The sequence below is a fragment of the Geodermatophilus sp. SYSU D00697 genome (assembly GCF_054050175.1).
This window is the reverse complement of record NZ_JBJGYV010000005.1, coordinates 181,425-205,937: the sequence shown is the minus strand read 5'-3', so window position 1 is coordinate 205,937 and position 24,513 is coordinate 181,425. Positions and strand designations below refer to the sequence as shown.

Annotated in this window: 29 protein-coding genes and 1 riboswitch; of the genes, 18 read left to right on the top strand and 11 right to left on the bottom strand. The window is 75.9% G+C overall.

Annotated elements, in window-relative coordinates; translation table 11 throughout:
* Window positions 1-80: 80 nt before the first annotated feature.
* Window positions 81-1,652, bottom strand: a complete 1,572-nt coding sequence (gene aceB / locus ACI79C_RS07235) for a malate synthase A (RefSeq protein ID WP_456944949.1) — start codon at window positions 1,650-1,652, stop codon at window positions 81-83.
* An 80-nt stretch (window positions 1,653-1,732) separates the two neighbouring features.
* Between aceB and uraD the strand changes: the two genes are divergently transcribed.
* The 5 genes from uraD (at window position 1,733) to ACI79C_RS07210 (ending at window position 4,822) form a co-directional block, all read left to right on the top strand.
* Window positions 1,733-2,251 (top strand): 2-oxo-4-hydroxy-4-carboxy-5-ureidoimidazoline decarboxylase, encoded by a 519-nt coding sequence (uraD, locus tag ACI79C_RS07230; protein ID WP_456944948.1) that lies wholly within the window; start codon window positions 1,733-1,735, stop codon window positions 2,249-2,251.
* 100 nt (window positions 2,252-2,351) lie between these two features.
* Entirely contained in the window at window positions 2,352-2,669 is a 318-nt protein-coding gene (uraH, locus tag ACI79C_RS07225; protein ID WP_456944947.1) for a hydroxyisourate hydrolase, read from the top strand.
* A gap of 174 nt (window positions 2,670-2,843) precedes the next feature.
* Window positions 2,844-3,314: an arginase family protein gene (locus tag ACI79C_RS07220; RefSeq protein WP_456944946.1), complete on the top strand. Its 471-nt coding sequence runs from the start codon at window positions 2,844-2,846 to the stop codon at window positions 3,312-3,314.
* Between the two features lie 46 nt (window positions 3,315-3,360).
* Window positions 3,361-4,251 carry a factor-independent urate hydroxylase gene (gene pucL, locus ACI79C_RS07215; protein WP_456944945.1) on the top strand — a complete coding sequence of 297 codons (891 nt, stop codon included), beginning with the start codon at window positions 3,361-3,363 and terminating at the stop codon, window positions 4,249-4,251.
* Window positions 4,252-4,255: 4 nt separating this feature from the next.
* On the top strand, window positions 4,256-4,822 hold the full coding sequence (locus ACI79C_RS07210) for a DUF6461 domain-containing protein (protein ID WP_456944944.1): 567 nt from the start codon (window positions 4,256-4,258) through the stop codon (window positions 4,820-4,822).
* Here the strand turns inward: ACI79C_RS07210 and ACI79C_RS07205 are convergent.
* Window positions 4,813-5,307 (bottom strand): hypothetical protein, encoded by a 495-nt coding sequence (locus ACI79C_RS07205; protein WP_456944943.1) that lies wholly within the window; start codon window positions 5,305-5,307, stop codon window positions 4,813-4,815. The two genes, ACI79C_RS07210 and ACI79C_RS07205, sit on opposite strands and share 10 nt — an antisense overlap.
* On the opposite strand from ACI79C_RS07205, the gene ACI79C_RS07200 reads away from it, so the two are divergent.
* Both ACI79C_RS07200 and ACI79C_RS07195 read left to right on the top strand, forming a co-directional pair.
* Window positions 5,306-5,437, top strand: coding sequence for a hypothetical protein (locus tag ACI79C_RS07200; RefSeq protein WP_456944942.1), 132 nt, complete (start codon window positions 5,306-5,308; stop codon window positions 5,435-5,437). The genes ACI79C_RS07205 and ACI79C_RS07200 overlap by 2 nt on opposite strands.
* Window positions 5,438-5,482: 45 nt before the next feature.
* The gene (locus ACI79C_RS07195; RefSeq protein ID WP_456944956.1) at window positions 5,483-5,863 is read left to right on the top strand and encodes a phosphoribosyltransferase; all 381 of its coding nucleotides are present in this window, start codon (window positions 5,483-5,485) and stop codon (window positions 5,861-5,863) included.
* A gap of 258 nt (window positions 5,864-6,121) precedes the next feature.
* Here the strand turns inward: ACI79C_RS07195 and ACI79C_RS07190 are convergent, their stop codons facing one another.
* From ACI79C_RS07190 to msrA, 4 genes are all read right to left on the bottom strand, one after another.
* A complete protein-coding gene (locus ACI79C_RS07190; protein ID WP_456944941.1) occupies window positions 6,122-7,705 on the bottom strand; it encodes a methyl-accepting chemotaxis protein in 1,584 nt (527 codons plus the stop codon).
* A 127-nt stretch (window positions 7,706-7,832) separates the two neighbouring features.
* Window positions 7,833-8,924, bottom strand: coding sequence for a class I SAM-dependent methyltransferase (locus ACI79C_RS07185; RefSeq protein WP_456944940.1), 1,092 nt, complete (start codon window positions 8,922-8,924; stop codon window positions 7,833-7,835).
* A 58-nt stretch (window positions 8,925-8,982) separates the two neighbouring features.
* Complete coding sequence (locus ACI79C_RS07180; RefSeq protein ID WP_456944939.1) at window positions 8,983-9,969, bottom strand: class I SAM-dependent methyltransferase; 987 nt, start codon at window positions 9,967-9,969, stop codon at window positions 8,983-8,985.
* Between the two features lie 200 nt (window positions 9,970-10,169).
* Window positions 10,170-10,535 carry a peptide-methionine (S)-S-oxide reductase MsrA gene (msrA, locus tag ACI79C_RS07175; protein WP_456944938.1) on the bottom strand — a complete coding sequence of 122 codons (366 nt, stop codon included), beginning with the start codon at window positions 10,533-10,535 and terminating at the stop codon, window positions 10,170-10,172.
* Window positions 10,536-10,639: 104 nt separating this feature from the next.
* Here msrA and ACI79C_RS07170 point away from each other — a divergent pair, with 104 nt between their 5' ends.
* From ACI79C_RS07170 to ACI79C_RS07160, 3 genes are read left to right on the top strand one after another with little or no spacing between them, the layout of a single operon-like run.
* Window positions 10,640-11,662, top strand: a complete 1,023-nt coding sequence (locus ACI79C_RS07170; protein WP_456944937.1) for an NADP-dependent oxidoreductase — start codon at window positions 10,640-10,642, stop codon at window positions 11,660-11,662.
* Between the two features lie 30 nt (window positions 11,663-11,692).
* Window positions 11,693-11,902: a hypothetical protein gene (locus ACI79C_RS07165; protein WP_456944936.1), complete on the top strand. Its 210-nt coding sequence runs from the start codon at window positions 11,693-11,695 to the stop codon at window positions 11,900-11,902.
* Window positions 11,899-12,582, top strand: a complete 684-nt coding sequence (locus tag ACI79C_RS07160) for an alpha/beta fold hydrolase (RefSeq protein WP_456944935.1) — start codon at window positions 11,899-11,901, stop codon at window positions 12,580-12,582. Before ACI79C_RS07165 ends, ACI79C_RS07160 begins: the two co-directional genes overlap by 4 nt.
* A gap of 123 nt (window positions 12,583-12,705) precedes the next feature.
* Here the strand turns inward: ACI79C_RS07160 and ACI79C_RS07155 are convergent, their stop codons facing one another.
* The 4 genes from ACI79C_RS07155 to ACI79C_RS07140 all read right to left on the bottom strand — a co-directional run bounded on the left by ACI79C_RS07155 (window position 12,706) and on the right by ACI79C_RS07140 (window position 15,727).
* On the bottom strand, window positions 12,706-13,725 hold the full coding sequence (locus tag ACI79C_RS07155; protein WP_456944934.1) for a 1-aminocyclopropane-1-carboxylate deaminase: 1,020 nt from the start codon (window positions 13,723-13,725) through the stop codon (window positions 12,706-12,708).
* Window positions 13,712-14,371 (bottom strand): GntR family transcriptional regulator, encoded by a 660-nt coding sequence (locus tag ACI79C_RS07150; protein ID WP_456944933.1) that lies wholly within the window; start codon window positions 14,369-14,371, stop codon window positions 13,712-13,714. The genes ACI79C_RS07155 and ACI79C_RS07150 overlap by 14 nt, the downstream gene beginning before the upstream one ends.
* Before the next feature lie 170 nt (window positions 14,372-14,541).
* Window positions 14,542-15,087: a GNAT family N-acetyltransferase gene (locus ACI79C_RS07145; protein WP_456944932.1), complete on the bottom strand. Its 546-nt coding sequence runs from the start codon at window positions 15,085-15,087 to the stop codon at window positions 14,542-14,544.
* A 127-nt stretch (window positions 15,088-15,214) separates the two neighbouring features.
* Window positions 15,215-15,727: a VOC family protein gene (locus ACI79C_RS07140; protein ID WP_456944931.1), complete on the bottom strand. Its 513-nt coding sequence runs from the start codon at window positions 15,725-15,727 to the stop codon at window positions 15,215-15,217.
* Between the two features lie 49 nt (window positions 15,728-15,776).
* On the opposite strand from ACI79C_RS07140, the gene ACI79C_RS07135 reads away from it, so the two are divergent.
* The 7 genes from ACI79C_RS07135 (at window position 15,777) to ACI79C_RS07105 (ending at window position 22,503) form a co-directional block, all read left to right on the top strand.
* The gene (locus ACI79C_RS07135) at window positions 15,777-16,874 is read left to right on the top strand and encodes a hypothetical protein (protein ID WP_456944930.1); all 1,098 of its coding nucleotides are present in this window, start codon (window positions 15,777-15,779) and stop codon (window positions 16,872-16,874) included.
* Window positions 16,871-17,104 (top strand): Orn/Lys/Arg family decarboxylase, encoded by a 234-nt coding sequence (locus ACI79C_RS07130; RefSeq protein ID WP_456944929.1) that lies wholly within the window; start codon window positions 16,871-16,873, stop codon window positions 17,102-17,104. Before ACI79C_RS07135 ends, ACI79C_RS07130 begins: the two co-directional genes overlap by 4 nt.
* Before the next feature lie 222 nt (window positions 17,105-17,326).
* Window positions 17,327-18,061 (top strand): Mut7-C RNAse domain-containing protein, encoded by a 735-nt coding sequence (locus ACI79C_RS07125; protein ID WP_456944928.1) that lies wholly within the window; start codon window positions 17,327-17,329, stop codon window positions 18,059-18,061.
* 108 nt (window positions 18,062-18,169) lie between these two features.
* Window positions 18,170-19,462: an Nramp family divalent metal transporter gene (locus ACI79C_RS07120; protein ID WP_456944927.1), complete on the top strand. Its 1,293-nt coding sequence runs from the start codon at window positions 18,170-18,172 to the stop codon at window positions 19,460-19,462.
* Window positions 19,463-19,600: 138 nt separating this feature from the next.
* Window positions 19,601-19,704, top strand: a riboswitch (TPP riboswitch).
* On the top strand, window positions 19,701-20,315 hold the full coding sequence (locus tag ACI79C_RS07115; protein WP_456944926.1) for an ECF transporter S component: 615 nt from the start codon (window positions 19,701-19,703) through the stop codon (window positions 20,313-20,315). Its footprint overlaps the riboswitch before it by 4 nt.
* A 32-nt stretch (window positions 20,316-20,347) precedes the next feature.
* Window positions 20,348-21,739, top strand: a complete 1,392-nt coding sequence (locus tag ACI79C_RS07110; protein WP_456944955.1) for an ABC transporter ATP-binding protein — start codon at window positions 20,348-20,350, stop codon at window positions 21,737-21,739.
* A complete protein-coding gene (locus ACI79C_RS07105) occupies window positions 21,736-22,503 on the top strand; it encodes an energy-coupling factor transporter transmembrane component T family protein (protein ID WP_456944925.1) in 768 nt (255 codons plus the stop codon). The genes ACI79C_RS07110 and ACI79C_RS07105 overlap by 4 nt, the downstream gene beginning before the upstream one ends.
* Window positions 22,504-22,515: 12 nt before the next feature.
* Here the strand turns inward: ACI79C_RS07105 and ACI79C_RS07100 are convergent, their stop codons facing one another.
* Window positions 22,516-23,850 (bottom strand): uracil-xanthine permease family protein, encoded by a 1,335-nt coding sequence (locus ACI79C_RS07100; RefSeq protein ID WP_456944924.1) that lies wholly within the window; start codon window positions 23,848-23,850, stop codon window positions 22,516-22,518.
* A 117-nt stretch (window positions 23,851-23,967) separates the two neighbouring features.
* On the opposite strand from ACI79C_RS07100, the gene ACI79C_RS07095 reads away from it, so the two are divergent.
* Window positions 23,968-24,501: a DUF1697 domain-containing protein gene (locus ACI79C_RS07095; RefSeq protein ID WP_456944923.1), complete on the top strand. Its 534-nt coding sequence runs from the start codon at window positions 23,968-23,970 to the stop codon at window positions 24,499-24,501.
* Window positions 24,502-24,513 lie beyond the last annotated feature (12 nt).

Below are 24,513 nucleotides of genomic sequence, written 5' to 3'. Positions count from 1 at the left end.
GGTGCACCTCCGATGGCCTCGGCCCCGGTGCAGGGTCCCTCGCCGAGCTCGCGAGGTGAGGGGGGCACCGGGGCCCTCTCTCAGTCGATCAGGTCGTAGGCGGGCAGGGTGAGGAAGTCCGGGAACTCGTCGGCCAGGGCCACCTGCTCGAACAGCCGCCGGGCGTCGTCGAGCCGGTCCAGCTCCCCGATGTTCTCCACCTCCTCGGCCACCACCCGGCGCACCAGCTCCGCGGTGACGACCTCACCGGTGTCCAGCTCGATGGCGTTGTGCACCCACTGCCACACCTGGGACCGACTGATCTCGGCGGTGGCGGCGTCCTCCATCAGCCCGTGGATGCCGACCGCGCCGTTGCCGCCCAGCCAGGCGGCCAGGTAGCGGATCGCGATCTCGACGTTGGCCCGCAGTCCGGCCATCGTGCGCTCCCCCGGCACCCCGGAGACGTCGAGCAGCTGTGCGGCGGTGACGGCGACCTCCGGGCGCTGCCGGTCGAGCTGGTTGGGCCGGTCGCCGAGGACGGCGTCGAACGCCTCGCGACAGATCGGCACGAGGTCGGGGTGGGCCACCCAGGACCCGTCGAACCCGTCGCCGGCCTCGCGGGTCTTGTCCTCGCGCACCTTGGCCAGCGCGCGCTCGTTGGCCTCCTGGTCGCGCCGGCTGGGGATGGCCGCCGCCATGCCGCCGATGGCCATCGCCCCGCGCCGGTGGCAGACGGCGACCAGCTGCTCGGTGTAGGCCCGCATCATGGGCGCGGTCATGGTCACCGCGGAGCGGTCGGGCAGCACGAAGTCCGCCCCCGCCTCGCGGAAGACCTTGATGACGCTGAACAGGTAGTCCCAGCGGCCGGCGTTGAGGCCCGCGGCGTGGTCGCCCAGCGCGTGGAGCATCTCCTCCATCTCGAACGCCGCCGGGATGGTCTCGATGAGCATCGTGCCCCGGATGGAGCCGGCCGGGAGGTCGAGCGCCTGCTCGGCGTGGTCGAACACCAGCTTCCACAGGCCGGCCTCGAGGTGGCCCTCCATCTTCGGCAGGTAGAAGTACGGGCCGCTGCCGCGCTCCAGCTGCTCGCGGGCGTTGTGGAACAGGTACAGCCCGGCGTCGACGAGCGCCCCGACGGTCGGCGCGCCGTCGACGAGCAGGTGCCGCTCGGGCAGGTGCCAGCCACGGGGGCGCGGCACGATCGTGGGGAGGGCGCCGTCCTCCCGGAGCCGGTACTCCCTGCCCTCGGGGCTGGTGAACGACAGGGACCGGCGGACGGCGTCGCGCAGCACCAGCTGGCCGCCGACGACGTTGCGCCAGTGCGGGGTGTTGGCGTCCTCGAGGTCGGCCAGCCACACGTTCGCCCCGCAGTTGAGCGCGTTGATCGCCATCTTGGGCTCGGTCGGGCCGGTGATCTCCACCCGCCGGTCGACCAGGCCGGCTGGTGGCGGGGGCACCTGCCACTCGCCGTCCCGGATCCCGGCGGTGTCCGGACGGAAGTCCAGCCACCGCGCGGCGGCGACCTCCGCCCGCCGGGTCGCTCGGGCGGCGAGCAGCGCGTCGCGCTGCTCGCCGAACCGGGTCTGCAGGTCGGCGACGAACTCCAGTGCCTCGGGGGTGAGGACCTCCTCGCCCCGCTCGACGTCCGGGCCGGTCACGCGCACGTCCACCATGGCGGGCACCCTGCCACGTCGCGGCCCGTCCGCGGGAGTCTCCGGGGCCTTCGCGACGGCGAGGCTGGCATCCTCGGCGCATGGGAGCCCTCGACGACTTCAACGCCGAGCCCGCCGACCGCGCCGTGCAGCGCCTGCGGGCCTGCAACGACGCGCCGCACTTCGCGGCGGAGATCGCCGCCGGCCGGCCCTATCCGGACGTCGAGACGCTGGTGTCCCGCGCCGAGGAGGTGGCCCGCGGGCTGCCGTGGGCGGAGGTGGCCCTCGCCCTGGCCGCGCACCCGCGGATCGGCGACCGGCCGGAGGGCTCCTCCCCCGGGGCCGAGGCCTCCCGCCGGGAGCAGGGCGCGATGGCCGGGGCGGACGACGCCACGCGGACCGCCCTGGCCGAGGGCAACCGGGAGTACGAGGAGCGCTTCGGTCACGTGTTCCTGGTCCGCGCCGCCGGCCGCAGCCCCGGGGAGATGCTGGCCGAGCTGCGCCGCCGGCTGGGCAACGACGAGGAGGCCGAGCGGGCCGAGGTGACCGAGCAGCTGGCGCAGATCACGGCGCTGCGGGTGCGGGAACTCGTCTCGGACGCGAGGGCGACGGGGCAGTGAGCATCGCAGCGAGCGCCGGCGAGCGAGGAGCGGAGCGACCGCGGAGGCCACACGTGGCATGGGGCGAGGAGCGGAACGACCCCGGAGCGGAGCCGAGGGGATGAGCGTGTCGACGCACGTGCTCGACGCGGCGCTGGGCCGACCGGCGATGGGCATCGCCGTCCGGCTGTTCGCCGGCGGGGAGCTGCTCGCCGAGGGGGTCACCGACGACGACGGCCGCTGCCGGCTGGTGGAGGGGGCGACCGGCCTCGGCACGCACCGGCTGGAGTTCGCCACCGGGCCGTGGTTCGCCGAGCAGGGGCGAGACACCTTCTACCCGGAGGTGGTGCTCACCTTCGCCGTCGCCGAGCCCGGGGAGCACCACCACGTGCCGCTGCTGCTGGCACCGTTCGCGTACTCGACCTACCGCGGGAGCTGAACCGGCCGGGAGGTGCCATGGCGGAGGTCGAGCTGATCGGGGTCCCGTTCGACGGGTACGGGCGACCGGGCAACCAGGCGCTCGCCGCGGCGGCGCTGCGCCGGGCCGGGCCGGCCGGCGCCTTCCCCGGCGCACGCGACAGGCTGCTCCACCTGCCGGCCCCCGATCCCCGCCGTGGCGCGGACACCGGCCTGCTCAACGAGCCGGCGCTGCGGCGTGCTCGACCCGGCCGCGCCTGCGGTGCTCGGGCCGCGGGACGCCGAGTGGCGGCGGCGGTTCGACGTCGGGTCGCTCCGGGACCTCGGCGTGGGGTTCCGGGACGCCGACGAGGTGGCCGCCGATCCAGCGGGCAGCGGACGGGCCGCCGCGGCGCACGTGGCGGCCGCGGCGGGTTCCTCGTGGCTGCACGTCGACCTCGACGTCCTCGACCCGGTCGAGTTCCCGGCCCAGGGCCTGCCCGACGTGCCCGACGACCCCGGTGGCCTGACCTGGCCCCAGCTCACCGACCTGCTGCTGGCCGCGCTCGGTGTCCCCGGCTGTGCCGGCTGGAGCCTGGCCATCTACGACCCGGAGCAGGACCCGGACGGCTCGGGTGCCCGGCGCATCGTGGAGCTGGCCGGGCGGGTCGCCGCGGCGCTGGGGTGACCGCGCGTCATCCGCACGCAACGTTCCACGTGCAACAGTGCCGCCCATGGCGATCCGGCTCGGCCCCAACCAGTACGGCAAGGCGGAGGTGCGGGTGGTCGCGGTCGACCGCAGCAGCCCGCGGCACACCCTGGTCGACCTGAACGTGAGCACCAGCCTGCGCGGGGACTTCACCGCCGCGCACACCGCCGGCGACAACGCCCACGTGCTCGCCACCGACACCCAGAAGAACACCGTCTTCGCCTTCGCCCGCGACGGCGTCGGCGCGATCGAGTCGTTCGGGCTGCGGCTGGCCCGGCACTTCGCCGGCGCCCACCCGTGGATCACCGGGGCGCGCGTGGCGATCGACTCCGCGGGCTGGGACCGGATCGGCGTCGGCGGCCGGCCGCACGACCACTCGTTCCGGCGGGACGGCGGCGAGGTCCGGACGGCGGTGGTGACCGTGGACGGGGACGACGTGCACGTGCTCGCCGGCCTGCGCGACCTCGTCGTCCTCAAGACCACCGGCTCGGAGTTCTGGGGCTTCCCGCGCGACCGGTACACGACGCTGGCCGAGACCCGGGAGCGGATCCTCGCCACGGCGGTGACCGCGCGCTGGCGCTACACGAGCGCCGACCTGGACTTCGACGAGGTCTTCGCCGGGGTCCGGACGACGCTGCTGGAGACCTTCGCCGCGACCCACTCCCTGGCGCTGCAGCAGACGCTGTACGCGATGGGCGAGGCGGTCCTCGAGCGGTACCCGGACGTGGCCGAGGTGCGGATGTCGATGCCGAACCGGCACCACTTCCTGCAGGACCTCTCGGTCTTCGGGCTGGACAACCCCGGCGTCGTCTACCACGCCGACGACCGTCCCTACGGGCTCATCGAGGGCACCGTCCTGCGCGACGACCTCCCGCCGGCCGAGGCGGCCTGGCGGGGGACGCCGGGCTTCTGCTGACGCCGTGGCCGGGCGGTTCGACTGGTTCGCCGACTGGGTGGCCGGCCACGTCCCGCTCACGCTGACGGCGGTGCGCGGGCCCGGGGTCGAGGACCTCCTGGCCGCCCTGGACGCCGGCGGGCTCGACCGGCGTGGGTGCACGCTGCGCGAGGCCCTGGACGCAGGCGTGCCCGCCGTCCGGGTCGGGACCGCGCAGGACTGGCTGTACGCCGTGGAGGCCTCGACGGTGCGGGGCGGCGACCCCGCCGTGCTGGAGCGGCTGACGGCCGGCGGCGGGGAGGCCCTGGCCCTCTGCGTCACCGCGGCGGTCAGCTCCTGCCTGCACGCGCGGGACGGCGCCTACGTGACCGGCTTCGACGTCACCGTCCCGGAGTTCCGGTGGGGCCGGGAGCCGCACGCCCTGGACGACGTGCTGACCGCGGTCGGGCTGCTGCGCGAGGGCGGGCCGCTCGGCGAGGGCGGGCCGCGGCCGGCGGCGGCCTGCGCGGACCTCGCCGAGCGCCGCTTCGGCCTGAGGATCACCCGGGAGGGACTCGAGGGCCGGCTGCCCTGCGCGACGCTCTACGGCTGAGCCGTCGCCGCCGCCTCGACCCCGATGCCGCCCAACAGCACGTCGGCGTGGATGCGCAGGTCGGCGCCGCGCTCGTCGTCGGTGCGGGTGAGTCCGGCTCCCTGCTCCATGCCGATCCCGCCCACGCCGCGGAAGGACCACCACACCCGCCAGTCGGAGGGGACGCGCACGCCGAGCCCGCCCATCAGCGCCCGCACGGTGAGGTCGATACCCCCGGGGACGCGGGGCACCCCGGTGAGGTCGAGCTCGCCGCCGCCCATCACCAGGTCGATCCGCACCCGCGAGAGCTCGGGGTTGGCCGGCCGCAGCTCCAGCCCCCCGACGGCGACCACCCGGCGGATGCCCGCGGTGCTCTCGTCGCCCTCGTCCTTGCGGCGGGCGACCAGCCGCCCGGTGACGGCCACCACCGCCTGGAGCGCCCACCAGGCGAGCAACCAGGGCAGGACCCGGCGGACGGCAGGGGGCAGGCGGCGCGACGTCGTCATGACCCCACCCTGCCCGGCTCCCCGGGGCGCTGCCCAGAGGCGCTGCTGCGACGATCGCGCGGTGAGCGAGCGCGAGACGCTGACCTACGAGCTGTTCGGGACCGCCGCCCGCGAGCTGGCCGAGCAGTAGAAGGACCCCCCTGCCCCCCACCACTCGCACGCTCGTGGCGGGACCCTGCAGGGAGGCCTCCTCGGCGGCGCGCTGGGCTACGCCCTCGACGTCAAGAACCTGTCCGTGACGAACGTCGAGTTCCACACCGGGGTCGACGAGCGCCTGGAGCTGCCGGTGGTGCTGCCGCCGACGCTGGACGTCGTCGACATGACCGGCGCCCACGTCCTGGTCGCCGACGACGTGGCCGACACGGGCAAGACGCTCGAGCTGGTCCGCGACTTCTGCGCCGGCCACGTCACCGAGGTCCGGACGGCGGTGGTCTACGAGAAGCCGCAGTCGGTGGTGCGCTGCGACTACGTGTGGCGCCGCACCGACAGGTGGATCGACTTCCCCTGGTCCACGCTCCCGCCGGTCCGGACGCGCAGCAGCCGCCCGGCCCGCTGAACGGCCCCCTGCAGGGGCCCGCCGCGAGCCTGCGAGTGGTGGGGGGCAGGGGCGGCCCCGTCCCGAGGCCCGCCGCGAGCGTGCGAGCGGTGAGGAGGACGCGGCCCGCTGCAGGGGCCCGCCGCGAGCCTGCGAGTGGTGGGGGGCAGGGGCAGCCCCGCCCCGAGGCCCGCCGCGAGCGTGCGAGCGGTGAGGAGGACGCGGCCCCCTGCAGGGGCCCGCCGCGAGCCTGCGAGTGGTGGGGGGCAGGGGGTCCTTCTAGTAGCGGAAGCGGCCCACCGAGGCGCTGAGCGCGGCGGCCATCCGTGCCACCTCGTCCATCGCCGTCCGCGCGTCGGTCATCGCGCTCGTGGTGGCCCCGGCGGCGCCGGCGACCGAGGCGATGTTCTCGGCGATCTGGCCGGCCGAGGTCGCCGCCTCGGCGACGTTGCGGTTCATCTCCGTGGTGGTCGCCGTCTGCTCCTCGACGGCGGCGGCGATGGTGCCCTGCGAGTCGTTGATCAGGCCGATGATCCGGGAGATCTCCCCGATCGCGCGGACGGCGCCGGAGGTGTCGCCCTGGATGGCCTCGACCCGGGCGGTGATGTCCTGGGTCGCCTTGGCCGTCTCCTGGGCCAGCTCCTTGACCTCGTTGGCCACCACCGCGAAGCCCTTGCCGGCCTCCCCGGCGCGGGCGGCCTCGATGGTCGCGTTCAGGGCCAGCAGGTTGGTCTGCTCGGCGATCGCGGTGATCACCTGCACGACCCCGGCGATCTCCGCCGAGGACTCCCCCAGCTTGCTCACGGTCGCGTTCGTCGCATCGGCGACCTGCACCGCCTGCCCGGCGACCCGCGCCACCTCGCTGGCGTTGCGGGCGATCTCCCGGATGGAGGCCCCCATCTGCTCCGAGCCCGCGGCGACGGTCTGCACGTTGACCGACACCTGGCCGGCCGCCTCGGCCACGACCCCGCTCTGCGCCGAGGACTCATCGGCCAGCCGGGTCATGTCCTGCGCGGTCGCGGACAGCTCCTCGGTCGCCGAGGCCAGCGTCGTCGAGGTGTCCCCGATGGTGGCCAGGACGGCCCGCACGTTCGCCATCGAGGCCTCCAGGGCGGCCGCCATCCGCCCCACCTCGTCGCGGCTGGTCACCCCGGCCGAGCCGCGCAGGTCGCCGTCCGCCATGCGCGTGACGACGGCCTCGACACGGCGCAGCGGCCCGACGACCGACCGGGTCACGCCCCAGCCGAGGGCACCGAGCACGAGCACCCCGGCGACGGCGACCACGACGGAGAGGGTGATGGCCGTCCTCCGCTGGTCGGCGCTCTGCGCGGCGGCCTCCGCCGCCTCGCGGCCGACGGCCTCGCCCACGGCGGGCAGGTCGTCCTCCAGGACGGCGAACGCCTCGGCGAACTGCGGGTACGCGGCCCGGGCCGCGACCGGGTCGGCGCCGGCCAGCGAGACGATCCGGTCGGCGGCGGCGAGGTAGGCCTCGACCTCGGGCGTCACCTCCTCGACGGCCGCGGCGACGGCCGGCTCCAGCCCCGCGCCCGCGACCGCCGCCAGCACCGCGCGGAAGGTGCCGGCGTGGTCGGCCAGGTCGGCGACGGCCGCGCGGTGCTCGGGCCCGCCGGCGGCCAGCAGCGCGGACAGGACGTCGCCGCGGACGGCGTCGTGCATCATGTCCGCCTCCAGCGCCGCGCCGGTGGCCGACGTGGTGGCGAGCAGCTCGTCGGTGCGCTCGCCGGTGGCGGACAACGCCTGCACCGCGATGACCGCGAAGACGGCGAGGACGACGGCGCCGGCGGCGACGAGGGCCGCGAGCTTGACGCCGAGGGGACGGTCGGACCAGAGGCTGCGCGCCATCGGGCACTCCTGTGCACCAGGGATCGGCGCGGAGGTGCGCGCCGTTGCCCCTGCTTCGGCCGGACGGTGGAGTGACTACAGCGCAACTGCTCCAGGGTTCATGGACGTGGCCGAACCGTGATCTGCCTCACATCTGCAGCCGGTAGAAGCGGAAGAAGTCGTTCTCGACCGGCAGGACCTCCACGCCGGCGAACCCGGCCTCCCGCGCGTACCGCTCCAGGGTGGCCGGGCGCATCACCGTCCCGGTGCCCGCCGAGGGCCGGGTGGACCGCCCGTCGGGCAGGCAGCACACGAGGCTGTAGCCGTACATCAGCCGCTCGACGTCGTCGCCGGGGGCGGTGAACTGCTCGGCCACCCGCTCGTCGACGACCAGCACGGTGCCGTCGGGCCGGGCCAGCCGCCGCATCGCGCCGAGGACGGCGACCGGGTCGGGCATGTCGTGGACGCACTCGAACGCCGTCACCAGGTCGTACGCGCCCGGCTCGCCGGCCGCCGACCCGGCGTCGACGGAGCTGAACCGCACCCGGTCGGCCACGCCGGCCTCCTCGGCGTTGCGCCGCGCCTGCTCCACGGAGGGCTCGTCGATGTCGAAGCCCTCGACCCGGGCCCGCGGGTACGCCCGTGCGATCCCGATGGCCGACCAACCCATGCCGCAGCCGACGTCGGCGACCCGGCCGCCGGCCCGCAGCGCGGTGTCGATCTCCGGGAGCGAGCGGAGGTCCTCGGTGGCCATCGGGCCCAGGAAGTACGGGCGGTTCGCGTCGCCCTGCGCCTCGCGGGCGTCGCGGCCCATCTCCGCCCAGCTCAGCCCGGCGCCGGTGCGGTAGGCCTCGCGCAGCCGGGGCACGTTGCGCACGAACGCCATCGCCACGCGGGCGAACGGCGGCATGTAGGAGAGGTCCAGCTCGTCGACCAGCACGCCGCGGTACTCCGCCGGCAGGGCGTACCGCCGCGCGTCGGGCTCGGCCCGGACGTCGTCGACGGTGAGGATCCCCGCCACCGCCTGCTGCTCGAGCCACTCGCGGGCGTAGCGGGCGTCGGAGCCGGTCCGGTCGGCGAGCTCCGGCGCGGTGGCAGGGGCCTCGGCCAGGGCGCGGTACCAGCCCAACGCCACGCCGAGGTCCACGGCGGCGAGCTCGAGGGTGGCGGTCACCCCGGCGAGGATGCGTCCGGCGAGGTCGTCGGCGGTGCCCGCGGGAGGGGTCTCGGTCGTCGTCATGCCCCCGCACCGTGGCCCGCGGGGCGGCGATCCGGCCAGGGCCCTCCGACCCCGTCGGTCACCGCGAGCGGCGGGTGGAGACGGTGACGGTGAACCGGCGGTCGGAGGCCACCACCTGGGTCGGTCCCACCAGGCGGCGCAGCGCCGCCCGGTGCGGCAGCCGGTTGTTGTAGACGGTCCACAGCTCGCCCCGGGGTCGCAGCACCCGGCCGGCCGCGGCGAACAGCCGGTCGGCGGCGCCGGTCACCACGGCGGCGCCGAGGTGGAACGGCGGGTTGCAGACCACCAGGTCGACGCTCCCGTCGAGCACGGTGGACGCCGCGTCGTCCCGGGTCACCCGCAGCCGGTCGGCCACCCCGTTGGCCTCGGCCGTCGCCGTGGCCGAGGCGACCGCGGCCGCGGACTGGTCGCTGGCGTCGACGACGAGCCCCGGCCGGGCCAGCGCCAGCGCGGTGGCGAGGACGCCGGTGCCGCAGCCGAGGTCCAGCGCGGTGCGCGCGTCGGGGGCGGCGTCGGCCAGGGCGGCGAGCAGGGCGCGGGTACCGACGTCGACCCGCGTCCCGGCGAAGGCCGCGCCGTGCGCGCAGACGGTGAGGCCCAGGTCGGCGTGCACCTGCCGGCGGGGGAAGGACGGCGCGACGTCCGGCCGCGGCCCGCGGGCGACGAGCACCCGCGACTTCTGCCGGGCCAGCGTCGCGCGCACCTCGGTGAAGCCGACCCCCAGGACGTCGTTCATCGCGAGGGTCATGTGCTTGACCCGCCCGCCGACGAGGACGGTGACCTCCGAGTCGGCCGACGCCGCCACCAGCTCGGTGAGCTCACGCAGCGCGTCGAGCGACTTCGGCGCCTTGGCCAGCACCACGCGGGCGCCGTCCACCAGCTCGGGAGCGAGCGGCAGGGAGCGGTACGTGCCGGTCAGCCCGGTGCGCTCGGCGTTGCGGGCCAGGGCCAGCTCCCCCACCAGCAGGTCCTGGTGCACGCGGACGTCGCGGGCGCCGGCGCCCACCGCCCCGAGGGTCAGCGCGCCGTGCGAGTCGTCGACCACGACCACCCGGCCGGGCCCGGCCGCCGCGATCGCCGCGCCGGCCTCGGCGAGCAGCAGCCGGTCGGTGGCGTCGACGGCGACCAGGTCCGGCGCCTCGACGTCCGGCTCGCGCCGCAGCTGCGCGAACAGCTCCTCGCGACCGGCCCCGCTGCAGGGGCCTGCCGCGAGCCTGCGAGCGGTGGGGGGCAGGGGGTCCTCTCTCAGACGCCGGAGAGGCCGACCGGGCAGGAGACGCCCGTCGAGTGGATCGGGGAGTACCCGTTGGGCACCTCGTGGAGGTACTGCTGGTGGTGGTCCTCGGCGTGGTGGAAGTGGCCCAGCGGCGCGATCTCGGTGGTGATCTCGCCGTAGCCGGCCTCGGTGAGCCGGGCCTGGAACGCCTCCCGGCTGGCCAGCGCGGCCGCCTCCTGCTCGGGGCCGTTGACGTAGATCGCCGACCGGTACTGCGTCCCGACGTCGTTGCCCTGGCGCATGCCCTGGGTCGGGTCGTGGTCCTCCCAGAAGACCGTGAGCAGCTGCTCGTAGGAGATCACCGCCGGGTCGAAGACGACCAGGGAGAACAGCATGCTACGAGCGTAGGCGCGCAGGGCAAGCGCCCGACCCGGACGGCGGGGACGGCGCCCCGGCGGCAGGATCGACCCGGAGGAGCACCGAGCCGGGAGGAGCACCGATGGCCGGGACGACGCGCGAGTGGCACCTGGCCGCCCGCCCGCACGGCGAGCCCACGCCGGAGGACTTCCGGCTGGTCGAGGTGCCGGTGCCCGACCCGGCCGAGGGGCAGGTCGTCGTCCGCGTGGTGGCCATGTCGGTCGACCCGTACATGCGCGGCCGGATGCGCTCGGCCCCGTCCTACGCGCCGTCCTGGGAGGTGGGCGAGGTGATGCGGGGCGGTGCGGTCGGCCGGGTGGTCGCCTCCCGCGCGCCGGACCTGCCCGAGGGCGCCCTGGTGCTCACCGACGCGGCGTGGCGGGAGGTCGCCGTCCTGGACGCCGCGGCGGTCACCCGGCTGCCGTCGCTGACCGACGTCCCGCCCTCGTGGTTCCTCGGGGTGCTCGGCATGCCCGGCCTCACCGCGTACACCGGGCTGTTCCGGATCGCCGGGTTCACCGCCGGGGAGGACGTCTACGTCTCCGCCGCCGCGGGCGCCGTGGGCAGCCTGGTCGGGCAGTTCGCCCGGCTGCGCGGCGCCGGACGGGTCGTGGGCAGCGCCGGGAGCCCGGCCAAGGTCGCCTGGCTCACCGGTGAGCTCGGCTTCACCGCCGCCTTCGACCACCACGACGGCCCGGTGGCGCTCTCGCTGGCCGAGGCGGCACCCGACGGCATCGACGTCTTCTTCGACAACGTCGGCGGCGCGCACCTGGAGGCCGCGATCGGGGTGCTGCGGGTGCACGGGCGGGCGGCGCTGTGCGGGTCGATCTCCGGCTACAACGCCGTCGAGCCGCCGCCCGGGCCGCGGAACCTCTCGCTGATGGTGGGCAAGCGGCTGACCCTGCGCGGGTTCCTCGTCGGCGACCACGGCGACCTGCGGGAGGAGTTCACCGGGACGGTCTCGGGCTGGCTCCGGTCGGGCGAGCTCGTCGTCCGGGAGACCGTCCACGAAGGGATCGAGAGCGCCGTCCCGGCGTTCCTGGACCTGCTGCGCGGGGCCAACACCGGGAAGATGGTCGTCCGGCTGGCACCCGACCCCGACTGAGCTCGCGGGGTTCGGGGCAGTCTGGTGCCCATGTGGCTCTTCCTGACCCGCCGCTTCCGCATGTGGCTGGTGCTCTCCGTCGTCGTCCCGCTGACCTCCGGCCTGCTGCGCCGGGCCGGCCGCGCCCTGGAGCGGCGCACCGGGTCCACCGCGCTCACCCGGGGGCTCTACCGCGCCGGCGACCTCGGTGACCGGGCCCGCGCCACGCTCCGTGGCGAGCGCCGCCGACGGCGCCGGTGACGGCCGGCCCCGCCCTCGACTCCGTCCTGCCGCCCGGGCCGCTGCGGGCGCTCGCGGTGTTCTGCCACGGCGGCACGGTGGCCAGCGTCGAGCCGCCGCGGGAGCGGGCGCTGTCCCTGCTGCGGATGCGGGCGATCGAGCAGTTCGTCCGCGCGTCGACCGCGGGGCAGGGGGTCGGCACGTACCTGGTCCGCTACCGGGTGGCCGGCTGGAACGCGGAGGCGGCCGACGCCTACGCCGACGTCCGCTGGACCCTCGACGAGCTGCGGGCCCGCCACGGCGACGACGTCCCGGTGGTGCTGGTGGGCCACTCGATGGGCGGCCGGGCGGTGCTGCGCGCCGGCGGGGACGCATCGGTGCGGGCGGTGTGCGCGCTGGCCCCGTGGACCCCGCCCGGCGAGCCGGTGGAGCACCTGCGGGACCGGACCGTGGCGGTGCTGCACGGGCGGGGCGACCGCTGGGTGCCGGCGGCGCTGTCGGCGGAGTTCGCCGTCCGGGCCCGGGACGCCGGCGCCCGGATCGCCCGGTTCACCATCGCCGGCGGGCACAGCATGGTGCGGCGCGCGCCGGTCTGGCACACGTTCGTGCGCGACGTCGTCCTGGCCGGGTCGGAGCTGGCGCCGTGGCGGACGGACCTGCGCGCGGCGCTGGAGCAGTCGGAGCTGGCCGTTCCGCTGTGAGCGGTCGTGTCCGCTCGCGGCCGGCGCCGGCCTCCCGCCCGCGACTGCCGGGTCGGCCTCGCGCCGCCTGAGCGGAGTGCGAGGGACGAGGATCCCTCGCTCCTCGCACTCCGCGCTGCACACTCAGGAGAACAGCGCGCTGTAGCCGTTGAGCGCCGGCTGGCCGCCGAGGTGGGCGTAGAGCACCGTGGACGACGGGTCGATCTCGCGCCGGCCGACCAGGTCGATCGTCGCGGCCATCGACTTCCCCTCGTACACCGGGTCGGTGACCATGCCCTCCGTGCGGGCGGCGAGCTCCATCGCGCGGATCGTCGTCTCGTCGGGGATGCCGTAGACCCCGGCGTGGAAACGCTCGTCGAGCTCGACGTCGTCGCGGGTGAGCTCCCGGCGCAGGTCGATCCGGGAGCCGGTGCGCTGGGCGATGCGCAGCACCTGTTCCCGGGTCTCGGCCGGCTTGGCCGACGCGTCGATGCCGAGCACCCGCCGCGGCCGGCCGCCGTCCTCCTCCAGCTTGGCGAAGCCCGCCACCATCCCGGCCTGCGTGGAGCCGGTCACCGAGCACACGACGACGGTGTCGAAGAAGACGCCGAGCTCGGCCTCCTGCGCGGCCACCTCCTCCGCCCAGCCGGCGAAGCCCAGGCCGCCCAGCGGGTGGTCGCTCGCCCCGGCCGGGATCGCGTAGGGCCTGCCACCGCGGGCCTCGATCTCGGCGAGCGCGGCCTCCCAGCTCTCCTTGAACCCGATGCCGAAGCCGGCCTTGACCAGCCGGACGTCGGCCCCGGCCAGCCGGCTGATCAGGATGTTGCCGACCTTGTCGTAGACGGCGTCGGGCCAGTCGACCCAGCTCTCCTGCACGAGCACGCACTGCAGCCCGACCCGCGCGGCGACCGCGGCCACCTGGCGGGTGTGGTTGCTCTGCACGCCGCCGATCGAGACCAGCGTGTCGCAGCCCTGCGCCAGCGCGTCGGCCACGAGGTACTCGAGCTTGCGGGTCTTGTTGCCGCCGAAGGCGATGCCGGAGTTCACGTCCTCCCGCTTGGCCCACACCGCGGCGCCGCCGAGGTGCTCGGTGAGCCGGTCGAGCCGGTGCACCGGCGACGGGCCGAACAGCAGCGGGTGGCGGGGGTAGTCAGACAGGGCCATCGGGGGTCTCCTCCAGTTCGGACAGCAGCGCCGTCCAGATCTCGGTGGTCGTGGCGACGGCGGCGTCGACGTCGGAGGCCGCACAGGCGGCGATCAGGCGGTCGTGCAGGACGACGGACTCCCGGCCGTGCGCCGCGGCGAAGCGGGCCCGCTCCAGCCGTCGGACGGCGGGGGTGTAGCGGTCGATGGTCGCGGCGACGGCGGCGTTGCCGCAGCGGGCGACCGGGACGGCGTGCAGCTCGTCGTCGGCGGCCAGCGCCGCATCGACGTCCCCGGCCGCGACCGCGGCGGCGAACCGCTCGTTGGCCGCCCGCATGGCGGCGACGTCGTCCGGGGTCGTGACCGGCACCGCCTCGCGGACGGCGAGCTCGTGCATCGCCCGGACGACGGCGGCGGCGTCGCGGACGTCGCGCACCCGCAGCGGCGTCACCCGCGTGTGGCTCTGCGGCTTGGCCTCGACCAGGCCCTCGTCGGCCAGCCGGGCCAGCGCCGCGCGCACCGGGGCGACCGACAGCCCGAGGCGGGCGGCCAGCTCGGCGTCCTTGACCACCGCCCCGGGCGCGAGGTCGCCGGAGACGATCGCCTCCCGGATGCGCACGAGGGCGACGTCGCGCAGCAGCACGCGGCCGACCGGAGCGAGGGACACAACTGACATCTCAGATGTCAGATCCCGATGCGTCAAGGGGCCGGACCGGTGCGGTCCTCGGCAGGAACGGACCTCGTGGCCGGCGACGGGCACCGCGACGATCAACACGGTGATCGACGACTGGAGCACGGCGCCCGCCGAGGCCGCCGCCCAACAGCTGCGGCTGCTCGTCAGCCGTGCGCCGGTGGCGGGTCGTCGGAGAGGCGCGCCCAGAGCAGCTCGTCGTGCTCGACCCCGTCGCCGTAGCGGTACGAGCGGCGCAGCCGCCCCTCGAGGCTGAAGCCGGCCTTCTCCGCGACCCGTGCCGAGGCGGCGTTCTCCACGGCGTGGCACAGCTCCACCCGGTCGATGCCGAGGGCGGGGAAGGACCAGCGACAGACGGCGTCGACCGCGACGGGGGCCACGCCACGCCCCCGGGCCGCGGGCACGGTCCAGTAGCCGACCTCCGCGTCACCCCGCCCGCGGTCGATGGAGTGCAGGGACACCGACGCGAGCAGCGCGCCCGCGGGATCGACGACGGCCCACGCGGCGCGGTCCTCGAGGGCCGGGTCCATCCGCACCCGCACCATCAGGGCGGCGTCCTCCCGCGACACGGTGCCCGCCCCGCTCCACAGCCGGCAGGCCGGGTCCTGCAGGGCGGCGAACACCGCAGGGACGTCGTCCGCCCGCCAGGGCCGCAGGCGCAGCGCACCGGCGACCAGCTCGTCAGGGATCACGGGAGGGCATCGTGCCCCACCCTCCTGCGGCGGCGATCACGACGCTGTGGCGGCGACATGCCGACCGCCGACGGCGTGTCGCCACCCCAGCACCATGATCGTCGCGGTGGGGGGCAGGGGGTCGTCTTCAGGCGGGGACGGAGACGCCCACGCCACCGCGGGTGTGCGCACCGTACCGGGCGATCTCCCGGTCCAGGTCCAGCGGCGAGGTCATGGCGGCCCCCTCCAGGAGCTCGGGGGTGATGAACTCGGCCGGCAGCAGCCAGGAGACCTCGAACTCCAGACCGTCCGGGTCGTGGGCGTACAGGGCCTTGGTGGTCACGTGGTCGGACATCCCGACCAGCGCCCCGGCCTGCAGCAGCGCGTCGCGGATCCGGGCGAGCTCGGCGAGCGTGTCGACCTCCCAGGCCAGGTGGTACAGGCCGACGGTGCGCCGGCCGGCCTCGGAGGCGCCGGCGCCCGCGCCGATCTGGAACAGGCCCAGGTCGTGGTCGTTGCTCGACCCCTCGGCCTGCAGGAACACCGCGGCGCCGGGGATCTCCATCTTCACCCGGAAGCCGAGCACGTCGCGGTAGAAGGCATGGCTGCGGGCGACGTCACGGACGTAGAGGACGGCGTGGTTGAGGCGCTGGATGGGCATGGTCGGGCTCCTGTCTCCGGTCGACGGGGCCCAGTCTGCGCGAGGTTGCTTGAGACTTCAAGTATCTGCCCCGCCTCGTCGGGTAGGGCTCGCCCTGGACCACTCGCGCGTACCCGTCCTCGAGGCCCTGCAGGAGTTCCGCCGCCGGGGGGACGTCGTCCACGGCCCGCCCGGCCACAAGCAGGGCCGCGGCGCCGACCCGCGGGTGGTCGAGGTGGTCGGCGAGGGCGTGTTCGCCTCCGACGTCCTGTCGCTCAACGGGCTCGACGACCGGCGCGAGTCGCAGGCGATCACCACCGAGGCCGAGGACCTCATGGCCGACGCCGTCGACGCCGAGCGGCACCTGGCCCACCCGCCGGAGCCCGAGGACGTCCGCCGGGCGCTGGCCCGGCACCCCGACGCCAAGGGGATGCTGCTGATCACCCCGACCGACTGGGGCACCTGCGCCGACATCGCCGGTGTCGCGGAGGCCTGCCACGAGCGCGACCTGCCGCTCATCGTCGACGAGGCCTGGGGCACCCACCTGCCGTTCCACGCGGACCTGCCGGCCTGGGGGATGGACGCCGGGGCGGACGTCGTCGTGACCAGCGCGCACAAGATGGGCGGGGCGATCGAGCAGAGCTCGGTGTTCCACCTCAAGGGCGAGCGGGTCAGTGCGGACGTGCTCGAGCAGCGGGAGGACCTGCTCGGCACGACCAGCTCCTCGGCGCTGGTCTACCTCACCCTCGACGGCTGGCGGCGGCAGATGGTCGAGCAGGGCCGCGACCTGCTGGGGACGGCGATCGCCCGGGCGCTGCGGGTGCGGGAGGCCGTCGCCGGGATGCCGGGCCTGGAGGTCATGGGCCGCGAGGTCATCGGCACCGGCGGCGCCTTCGACCTCGACCCGCTGGCGATCACCATCGACGTCCGGGGCTGGGCATCACCGGCTTCCAGGCCGGCGACTGGCTGCGCGCCGACTGCCACGTCGACCTGGGCTCGGCCGACACCGCCCGGGTCAACGCCCGGCTCACCCACGCCGATGACGACGAGACCGAGAAGGTCCTGGTCGACGCCCTGCGCGCGCTCGTGGACGCCGCCCCGTCGATGGAGCGCCCGCCGCGGGTGGACCTACCCTCGCCGCCGGCCCTGGAGCTCGAGCAGGCCATGACCCCGCGGGAGGCCTTCTTCGCCCGCGCGGAGCAGGTCCCGGCGGCCGAGGCGGTCGGCCGGGTCGCCGCGGAGATGGTCAGCCCCTATCCGCCGGGGGTGCCGGTGCTGGCGCCCGGTCAGCGGATCGGCCAGGAGGTCGTCGACTACCTGACCAGCGGCGTCCGGGCCGGGATGCTCGTCCCGGACGCGGCGGACCCGTCGATGGAGACCCTCCGCGTCGTCGCCTGATGACAGCCACGGGAGCATCGCAGCGAGCGAGGCGAGCCGACAGCACAGCGAGCGAGGAGCGGACCGTGGCACGGGATCAGGCCATGGGCATCGCCTGATGACAGCCACGGGAGCATCGCAGCGAGCGCCAGCGAGCGAGGAGCGGACCGTGGCGCGGGATCAGGCCATGGGCATCGCCTGATGACAGCCACGGGAGCTCATGAACCCCGCGGCAGGCGCACGGTGACCGAGGCGGTCGACGTCGTCGTCCCGGTGTCGCTGCGCTTCCTCCTGCCGGGACGGGACCGGCACCGGGGTGTCCGGCGGATGCGGTTCGACCCGGACGCCACGCTCGGCCACGTCGTCCAGGCCGCCGGGGTGCCGCTGACCGAGGTCGGTGGCCTCCGGGTCGACGGGACCCCCACCGCCGCATCCGAGCGGACGCGGCCGGGGAGCACCGTGGAGGTGACGGAGGCGGCCCGGCCGCAGCCGCTGGCGTCGGGTGGCTTCCTGCTGGACGTCGGGCTGGGCGCGCTGGCCCGCCGGCTGCGGTTGCTCGGCCTGGACGCCGCGTGGTCCAACGACGCCGACGACCCCGACCTCGTGGCCCGCGCGGCGGCGGAGGAGCGCGTCCTGCTCACCCAGGACCGCGGCCTGCTGATGCGGCGGGCGCTGCCCTCCGGAGCCCTGGTGCGCGGCGCCCGCCCCGACGACCAGCTCGCCGACGTCCTCGACCGGTTCGCTCCCCCGCTGGCGCCACTCACCCGGTGCACCGCCTGCGGCGCCGCGTTGCAGCCGGTCGCCAAGGCGGAGATCGCCGACCGGCTGCCGCCGGGTACGCGGCGGACCTACCACGAGTTCTCCCGCTGCCCGGCGTGCGGCCGGGTCTACTGGCGCGGCGCGCACGCCCGCCGGATCGGGGCGGTCGTCGCGGCGGCGCAGCGGCGGGGCACCGGCACCGGCACCGGCACCGCGTAGGACAGCCTCACCTCGGCCCCCGGGGGCCACACGTTGGCCCCGGCGTGTCACCCGCGACGGGCACAGGAAGGAGCGCCCACCCACCCGCTCCACCGCTGCGAGGCCGCCGTGTACCTCTCGAAGACCGAGGCCGCCGTCCTGCCCACCACCCTCGTCGGCGCCCCCCGACCGGGCCGCGACACGAGCGGACGGCGGCGCATCTGGCCGCTGCTGGGCCCGGCCTTCGTCGCCGCGGTGGCCTACGTCGACCCGGGCAACTTCGCGACCAACTTCTCCGGCGGCGCCACGTTCGGCTACACGCTGCTGTGGGTGATCGTGGCGGCCAACCTCATGGCGATGCTCATCCAGTCGCTCACCGCCAAGCTCGGGCTGGCGACCGGGCGGGACCTCGCCACGCTCTGCCGCGAGCAGCTGCCCCGCCCGGTGACGCGGGGCCTGTGGCTGCAGGCCGAGGCGGTCGCCATCGCCACCGACCTGGCCGAGATCGTCGGCGGCGCGGTCGCGCTCAACCTGCTCTTCGGGGTGCCGCTGCCGATCGGCGGGGTCATCACCGCGGTCGTGGCGTTCGTGCTGCTGGCCGCGCAGTCCCGCGGGCACCGGCCTTTCGAGCGGGTGATCGCCGGGCTGCTGCTGGTGATCGGCCTGGGCTTCGGCTACACGCTGGTGGGCTCCGGCGTCGACGTGGGCGGGGTCGCGGGCGGCCTGGTGCCCTCGTTCTCCGGGTCGGAGAGCCTGCTGCTGGCCACCGGGATCCTGGGCGCGACGGTGATGCCGCACGTCATCTACGTGCACTCCGCGCTCACCCCGGGCCGCTACGGCGACGTGGTCACCGCCGGGCGCACCGCGTCCGGCCGCCGCCGGCTGCTTAAGGCCCAGCGGATCGACGTCCTGGTGGCGATGGGGCTGGCCGGGCTGGTCAACGCCGCGATGCTGGTGATCGCCGCCCAGCTGTTCACCGCCGACGACGGCATCGCCTCGCTGGAGAGCGTGCACGCCGGGCTGGGCGACCAGCTGGGCACCGGGGCCGCGCTCGCCTTCGCCCTCGCCCTGCTCGCCTCGGGTTTCGCCTCCTCGTCGGTCGGCACCCACGCCGGCCAGGTGGTCATGGCCGGCTTCCTGCGCCGGCACATCCCGGTGCTCGCCCGCCGGCTGATCACCCTGGCGCCGGCCCTGGCGGTGCTGGTCCTGGGCGGTGACCCGACGACGGCGCTGGTCTGGTCGCAGGTGGTGCTCTCCTTCGGCATCCCGTTCGCCCTGGTGCCGCTGCTGTGGCTGACCGCCCGCCGCTCCGTCATGGGGAACTGGGTCAACCGGCCGGTCACCACGATCGCCGGTGCGGTCGTCGCCGCGCTGATCATCGGCCTGAACGCCCACCTGCTGCTGGGCTTCGTCCTCGGGTGAAGGACCCCCTCGCCCCACCGCTCGCAGGCTCGCGGTGGGGTGAGGGCGTCGGGCGCCATGATCACGGGGGCACCGGCGGACTGGGGACACCGGCGGACGGCGGCAGCGGCGCAGCGGGCTAGGCTGGCAGCACAACCGAACACACAGCAGGGGAGCGCTTCGGCGCTGAGAGTGCGGGATCCCGCAGACCCTCGAACCTGATCCGGGTCATGCCGGCGCAGGGAGTCTGGAGGAAGTCATGGCCGAGCAGGCCGTCCGTCCGTCGTCGGCTGCGCCCAGCGGGGCGCGTGCGCGCTGGCGCACCGTCGACATCGTCGTCACCGCCGTCCTGGGCGTCGCCTTCGGCGTCGTCTTCTGGGCCTGGGGCCTGCTGTGGGCGGGCACCGGCACGGCCTTCGCCGCCTTCCCGCCCGCGCAGGCGTTCATGTACGGCGTCTGGCTCATCCCCGCCGTGCTCGCCCCGCTGGTGGTGCGCAAGCCCGGCGCCGGCCTGTTCGCCGAGCTGGTCGCCGCGATCGTCTCCGCCCTGCTCGGCTCGGCGTGGGGGACGACGACGATCGTCTACGGCCTGCTCCAGGGCCTGGCCGGCGAGGCGGGGTTCGCCGTCGCCCGGTACCGCCGGTTCGGCTGGCCGCAGGCGCTGCTGTCCGCGGCGCTGGCCGGCGCGATGGCCGCCGTCCTCGACCTCGTCTACTACTACCCGGACTGGACCGCGGGCTGGAAGACGACCTACGTGGCGCTGGTCGTGGCCAGCACCGCCGTCATCGCCGGGCTCGGCAGCACGGCGCTGACCCGGGCGCTGGCCGCCAGCGGTGCGCTCTCGGCGTTCGCCTCCGGCCGCACCCGGGTCTGACGCTGACCGACGGTTCCCCGGCCGCCGTCCGGCTGGCCGGGTGGGGCTTCCGGCACGCCACCCGGCGGGCCTGGGCGGTCCGGGACGTCGACCTGGTGGTCGCCCCCGGTGAGCGGGTGCTGCTCACCGGCGCCTCCGGGGCGGGCAAGTCCACGCTGCTGCGGGCGCTGGGCGGACTGCTGGAGCCCGAGAGCGGGGACGCCGTCGGCGAGCTGACCGTCGACGGGCAGCGGCCCGACCGGCGGCGGCAGCGCGTCGGCATGGTCTTCCAGGACCCCGACTCGCAGCTGGTCATGACCCGCGCCGGGGACGACGTCGCCTTCGGGCTGGAGAACGTCGGCACCCCGCCGGCCGCGATCGGGCCGGCCGTGGACGCCGCCCTGGCCGCGGTCGGGTTCGACCTCGGCCGGGACCGGGCGACCGGCGCGCTCTCGGGCGGGCAGAAGCAGCGGCTGGTGCTGGCCGGCGCGCTCGCCCCCCGCCCCGGCCTGCTGCTCCTCGACGAGCCGACCGCCCAGCTGGACCCGGACGGCGCCGAGCTGGTGCGCGGCGCGGTCTCCCGGGCCGTCGCCGACCGCAGCGCCACGCTGGTGGTCGTCGACCACGACGCCGCGTCCTGGCTGCCGCTGGTCGACCGCGTCGTCGAGCTGCGGGTGGACGGCGGCGTGGTGGAGCACGGTCCCGGGTGGGCACCGGCTCCGTTGCGGTTCCCCGACCGGCGGACGCATCCCGCCGGGGCGGTGCTGCTGGCGGCGGAGGCGGCCGGCTACACCCACCGCGGCGCGGCCACCCCGGCGCTGCCGCCGGTCGACGCCGTCCTGCGGGCGGGCCGGACCCTGACCGTCACCGGACCAAACGGCACCGGCAAGTCCACGTTGGCGCTGCTGTTGGCCGGCCTGCGGAGGCCGACCACCGGCCGGGTCACCGCCGGGCCGGCGCTCACGGCGGGGCTGCGGCGCCCGGACCGGCCGCCGTCCCGCTGGCGGGCCGGCGAGCTGGTCGCGCGGGTCGGCACCGTCTTCCAGCACCCCGAGCACCAGTTCCTCACCGGCCGGGTGCGCGACGAGCTCTCGCTCGGCCCGCTGCGCGCCGGCGCCGGCGAGGGCGCGGCCCACCGGCGCGCCGACGAGCTGCTCGAGCGGCTCGGCCTCGCGCCGCTGGCCGACGCCAACCCCTTCACCCTCTCCGGCGGGCAGCAGCGGCGGCTGTCGGTCGCCACCGCGCTGGCCACCCGCCCGCCGGTCCTGGTGCTCGACGAGCCGACCTTCGGCCAGGACAGGGACACCTGGTCGGAGCTCGTGGCGCTGCTGGCCGAGCAGCAGGACGACGACCGCGCCCTGTGCCTGGTGACCCATGACGCCGACGTGGTCGCCGCACTGGCCGACGACGTCCTGAGCCTCGGGGCCCCGGTGGCGGTCCCGTGACCGCGCCGCTCGCCCTCGGCCCGGTGCGCCCGGTCCCGCTGTCGGCGGTGAACCCGGTCGCCCAGCTGGGCGCCATCGCCGTCCTCACCGTCGTGCTCCTGGTCAGCGGCGACCCGGTCACCCCGGCGGTGGTGCTCGCCGCCGAGCTGGCGCTGCTGCCGGCCGCCGGCCTCACCACCCCGCGGGAGGTCCTGCGCCGGACCTGGCCGCTGCTGCTCAGCGCGGCCGGGGTCGCCTGGGTCAACGTCGCCTTCGGCGCGGCCGACGGCGCGGCCGCCTGGCTCAGCGGCGGGACCTGGGGCCTGCGGGTGATCGCGCTGGCGCTGCCAGGCATCCTGCTCGTGGCCTCCACCGACCCGGTCCGGCTGGCCGACGCGCTCACCCTGCACTGGCGCGTGCCGACGCGGTTCGCCTACGGCGCCCTGGCCGCGCTGCGCCTGGTCCCGCTGCTGGCCGCGGAGTGGGAGACCATCCGGCTGGCCCGGCGGGCCCGGGGTGTCGACGCGGGGGCGAACCCGGCGGCCCGGGCCCGGCTGCTCGCCGGCACGGCGTTCGCCCTGCTGGTGGCGGCGATCCGGCGCGGGACCCGGCTGGCGACGGCGATGGACGCCCGCGGGTTCGACTCCGGCGTCCCCCGCTCCAACGCCCGGGGCTCGGTGCTGCGCGCCCGCGACGGCTGGTTCGTCGCCGGCGCGGTCGCCGTCTGCGCCGCCGCCGTGGCGCTGAGCGTGACCACCGGGGCCTGGGACCCGCTGCTCGGCTGAGGCCCCGCGCCGTCAGGCCGCGGGCACCGGGCGGCGGGACCGGCCGGGCAGCACGAGGTTGAGGACGACGGCGACCACGGCTGCGACGACGATCCCCGAGTCGAACAGCGCCCCCCACTCGCCGGTCACCCGGTCCACGGCGTCCGGCGCGGCGGCGATCCCCCGGCCCAGGCCCACCGAGAGCGCCACGATCAGCAGCCCGCGGGTGTCCAGGCCGTCCTTGCTCAGCAACTGCACGCCGATCGCGCACACCATGCCGAACAGGACCAGCACGCCCCCGCCGAGCACCGCCGGCGGGATCGCGGCCAGCACCGCCGCGACCTGCGGGAGCAGGGACAGCCCGACGAGGACGAGCGCGCCGATGGTCACCACGTGGCGGCTCATCTGCTTGGTGAGGGCGACCAGGCCGATGTTCTGGCTGAACATCGTCGTCGGCAGGGCGCCGAACACCCCGCCGAGGACGGCGCTGCCACCCTCGGCCAGGATGCCGCCGCGCAGCTCGCGGGAGGTGGCCGGGCGCCCCGCCCCGCCCTCGGTGACCGCGTGGACGGTGCCCACCGAGTCGACCATGTTGACCACGCCGACGACGGCCATCGAGAGCACCGCGACGAGCGGGAAGGACACCCCGAACTCGAACGGGGTGGGCACGGCCACCAGCGGCCGGTCGCCGACGCCGGAGAGGTCCAGCAGGCCCAGCGGGATCGCGACGAGGTAGCCGACGACGACGGCGACGAGCACCGAGGCGGTGCACAGCAGCCCGCGGCAGAACTGGTTGAGCACCACGGTGAGCACGAGCACGAGCGCGGCGACGCCCAGGTTCACCGGCGAGCCGAAGTCGGGTGACCCCACGCCTCCGGCGGCCAGGTTGACGCCGCTGGGCAGCAGTCCCAGCCCGATCACCAGGATGATCGTCCCGGTCACCACGGGCGGGAAGAGGAACGCGATGCGGTGGATGCCGAGCGCGATCGCCACCTGGACGGCGGCGGTCACCAGCACCCCGCCGAGGACGGCGGACAGCCCGTACTCCCCCGCGAGCGGCACGGCGACGGCGATGAACGCGAAGCCCGAGCCCATCATCAGCGGCAACCGGCTGCCGACCGGGCCGATGCCGACGGTCTGCAGCAGGGTGGCCAGCCCCGCGCACAGCAGCGCGGCCTGGACCAGCAGGACCGCCTCGCCGGTCGTCGCGCCGATGACGCCGGCCAGGAGGATCGCCGGCGTGAGGTTCGACGTGAACATCGCCAGGACGTGCTGCAGCCCGAGCGGCACCGCGACGGTCCACGGCGGGCGGGCATCGGGGTCGGCGCGGTCGTAGGCGGGGGCGGTCGTCGGCTCGGTGGTCGTCATCGGGACTCCTGGGGCTGGGCGTCGGTCCGCCAGCAGGGTCGCTGAGCCGTGTTCCGGGCCGGTGTCGTCGCCATTGCGGTGCGGGGACCCCCGGGTCGGGGCGCTACGGTGCCGCCCGTGCCGACGCGCTACGTGGTGCTGCTCCGGGGCGTCAACCTGGGGCGCGCGCGGCAGATGGGGATGCCCGAGCTGCGGGAGGCCCTGACCGCGCGCGGCCACGGCGGCGTCCGCACCCACCTGCGCAGCGGCAACGTGGTCCTGGACAGCCCGCTGTCCGCCGACGAGCTGACCGCCGACGTCGAGGCGGCGCTGCGGGAACGGTTCGGCTTCGAGGTCCCCGTCGTGGTCCGTACCGGGACGGAGGTCGCCGACCTGGTGGCCGCCGACCCGCTCGGTGCCGTCGCCACGGACCCGGCTCGGCTGCTCGTCACCTTCCTGCGCCGGCCGCCCGACCCCGAGCGGGTGGCCGCGCTGCCCCCGGCCGACCGCGGCGAGTACCGGGTCGTCGGGCGAGAACTGCTGCTCTGGCTGCCCGACGGGATCGCCGGCACGCCGCTGGCGTCCTGGCGCTGGGACACGCTGCTCGGCGTGCCCGGGACCTCGCGGAACTGGAACACCGTCCGGAAGCTGGCCGAGCTGGGCACGGTGTGACGCCCGTTACAG

Coding starts and splice junctions, on each gene's coding strand:
- ACI79C_RS07165 (WP_456944936.1), top strand. CDS start 11,693: ATGTGGCTCTTCCTGACCCGCCGCTTCCGCATGTGGCTGGTGCTCTCC.
- ACI79C_RS07185 (WP_456944940.1), bottom strand. CDS start 8,924: ATGACGACGACCGAGACCCCTCCCGCGGGCACCGCCGACGACCTCGCC.
- msrA (WP_456944938.1), bottom strand. CDS start 10,535: ATGCTGTTCTCCCTGGTCGTCTTCGACCCGGCGGTGATCTCCTACGAG.
- ACI79C_RS07155 (WP_456944934.1), bottom strand. CDS start 13,725: ATGGCCCTGTCTGACTACCCCCGCCACCCGCTGCTGTTCGGCCCGTCG.
- ACI79C_RS07140 (WP_456944931.1), bottom strand. CDS start 15,727: ATGCCCATCCAGCGCCTCAACCACGCCGTCCTCTACGTCCGTGACGTC.
- ACI79C_RS07205 (WP_456944943.1), bottom strand. CDS start 5,307: ATGACGACGTCGCGCCGCCTGCCCCCTGCCGTCCGCCGGGTCCTGCCC.
- pucL (WP_456944945.1), top strand. CDS start 3,361: ATGGCGATCCGGCTCGGCCCCAACCAGTACGGCAAGGCGGAGGTGCGG.
- ACI79C_RS07200 (WP_456944942.1), top strand. CDS start 5,306: ATGACCCCACCCTGCCCGGCTCCCCGGGGCGCTGCCCAGAGGCGCTGC.
- ACI79C_RS07170 (WP_456944937.1), top strand. CDS start 10,640: ATGGCCGGGACGACGCGCGAGTGGCACCTGGCCGCCCGCCCGCACGGC.
- uraH (WP_456944947.1), top strand. CDS start 2,352: ATGAGCGTGTCGACGCACGTGCTCGACGCGGCGCTGGGCCGACCGGCG.
- ACI79C_RS07115 (WP_456944926.1), top strand. CDS start 19,701: ATGGCCGAGCAGGCCGTCCGTCCGTCGTCGGCTGCGCCCAGCGGGGCG.
- ACI79C_RS07100 (WP_456944924.1), bottom strand. CDS start 23,850: ATGACGACCACCGAGCCGACGACCGCCCCCGCCTACGACCGCGCCGAC.
- ACI79C_RS07130 (WP_456944929.1), top strand. CDS start 16,871: ATGACCCCGCGGGAGGCCTTCTTCGCCCGCGCGGAGCAGGTCCCGGCG.
- aceB (WP_456944949.1), bottom strand. CDS start 1,652: ATGGTGGACGTGCGCGTGACCGGCCCGGACGTCGAGCGGGGCGAGGAG.
- ACI79C_RS07190 (WP_456944941.1), bottom strand. CDS start 7,705: ATGGCGCGCAGCCTCTGGTCCGACCGTCCCCTCGGCGTCAAGCTCGCG.
- uraD (WP_456944948.1), top strand. CDS start 1,733: ATGGGAGCCCTCGACGACTTCAACGCCGAGCCCGCCGACCGCGCCGTG.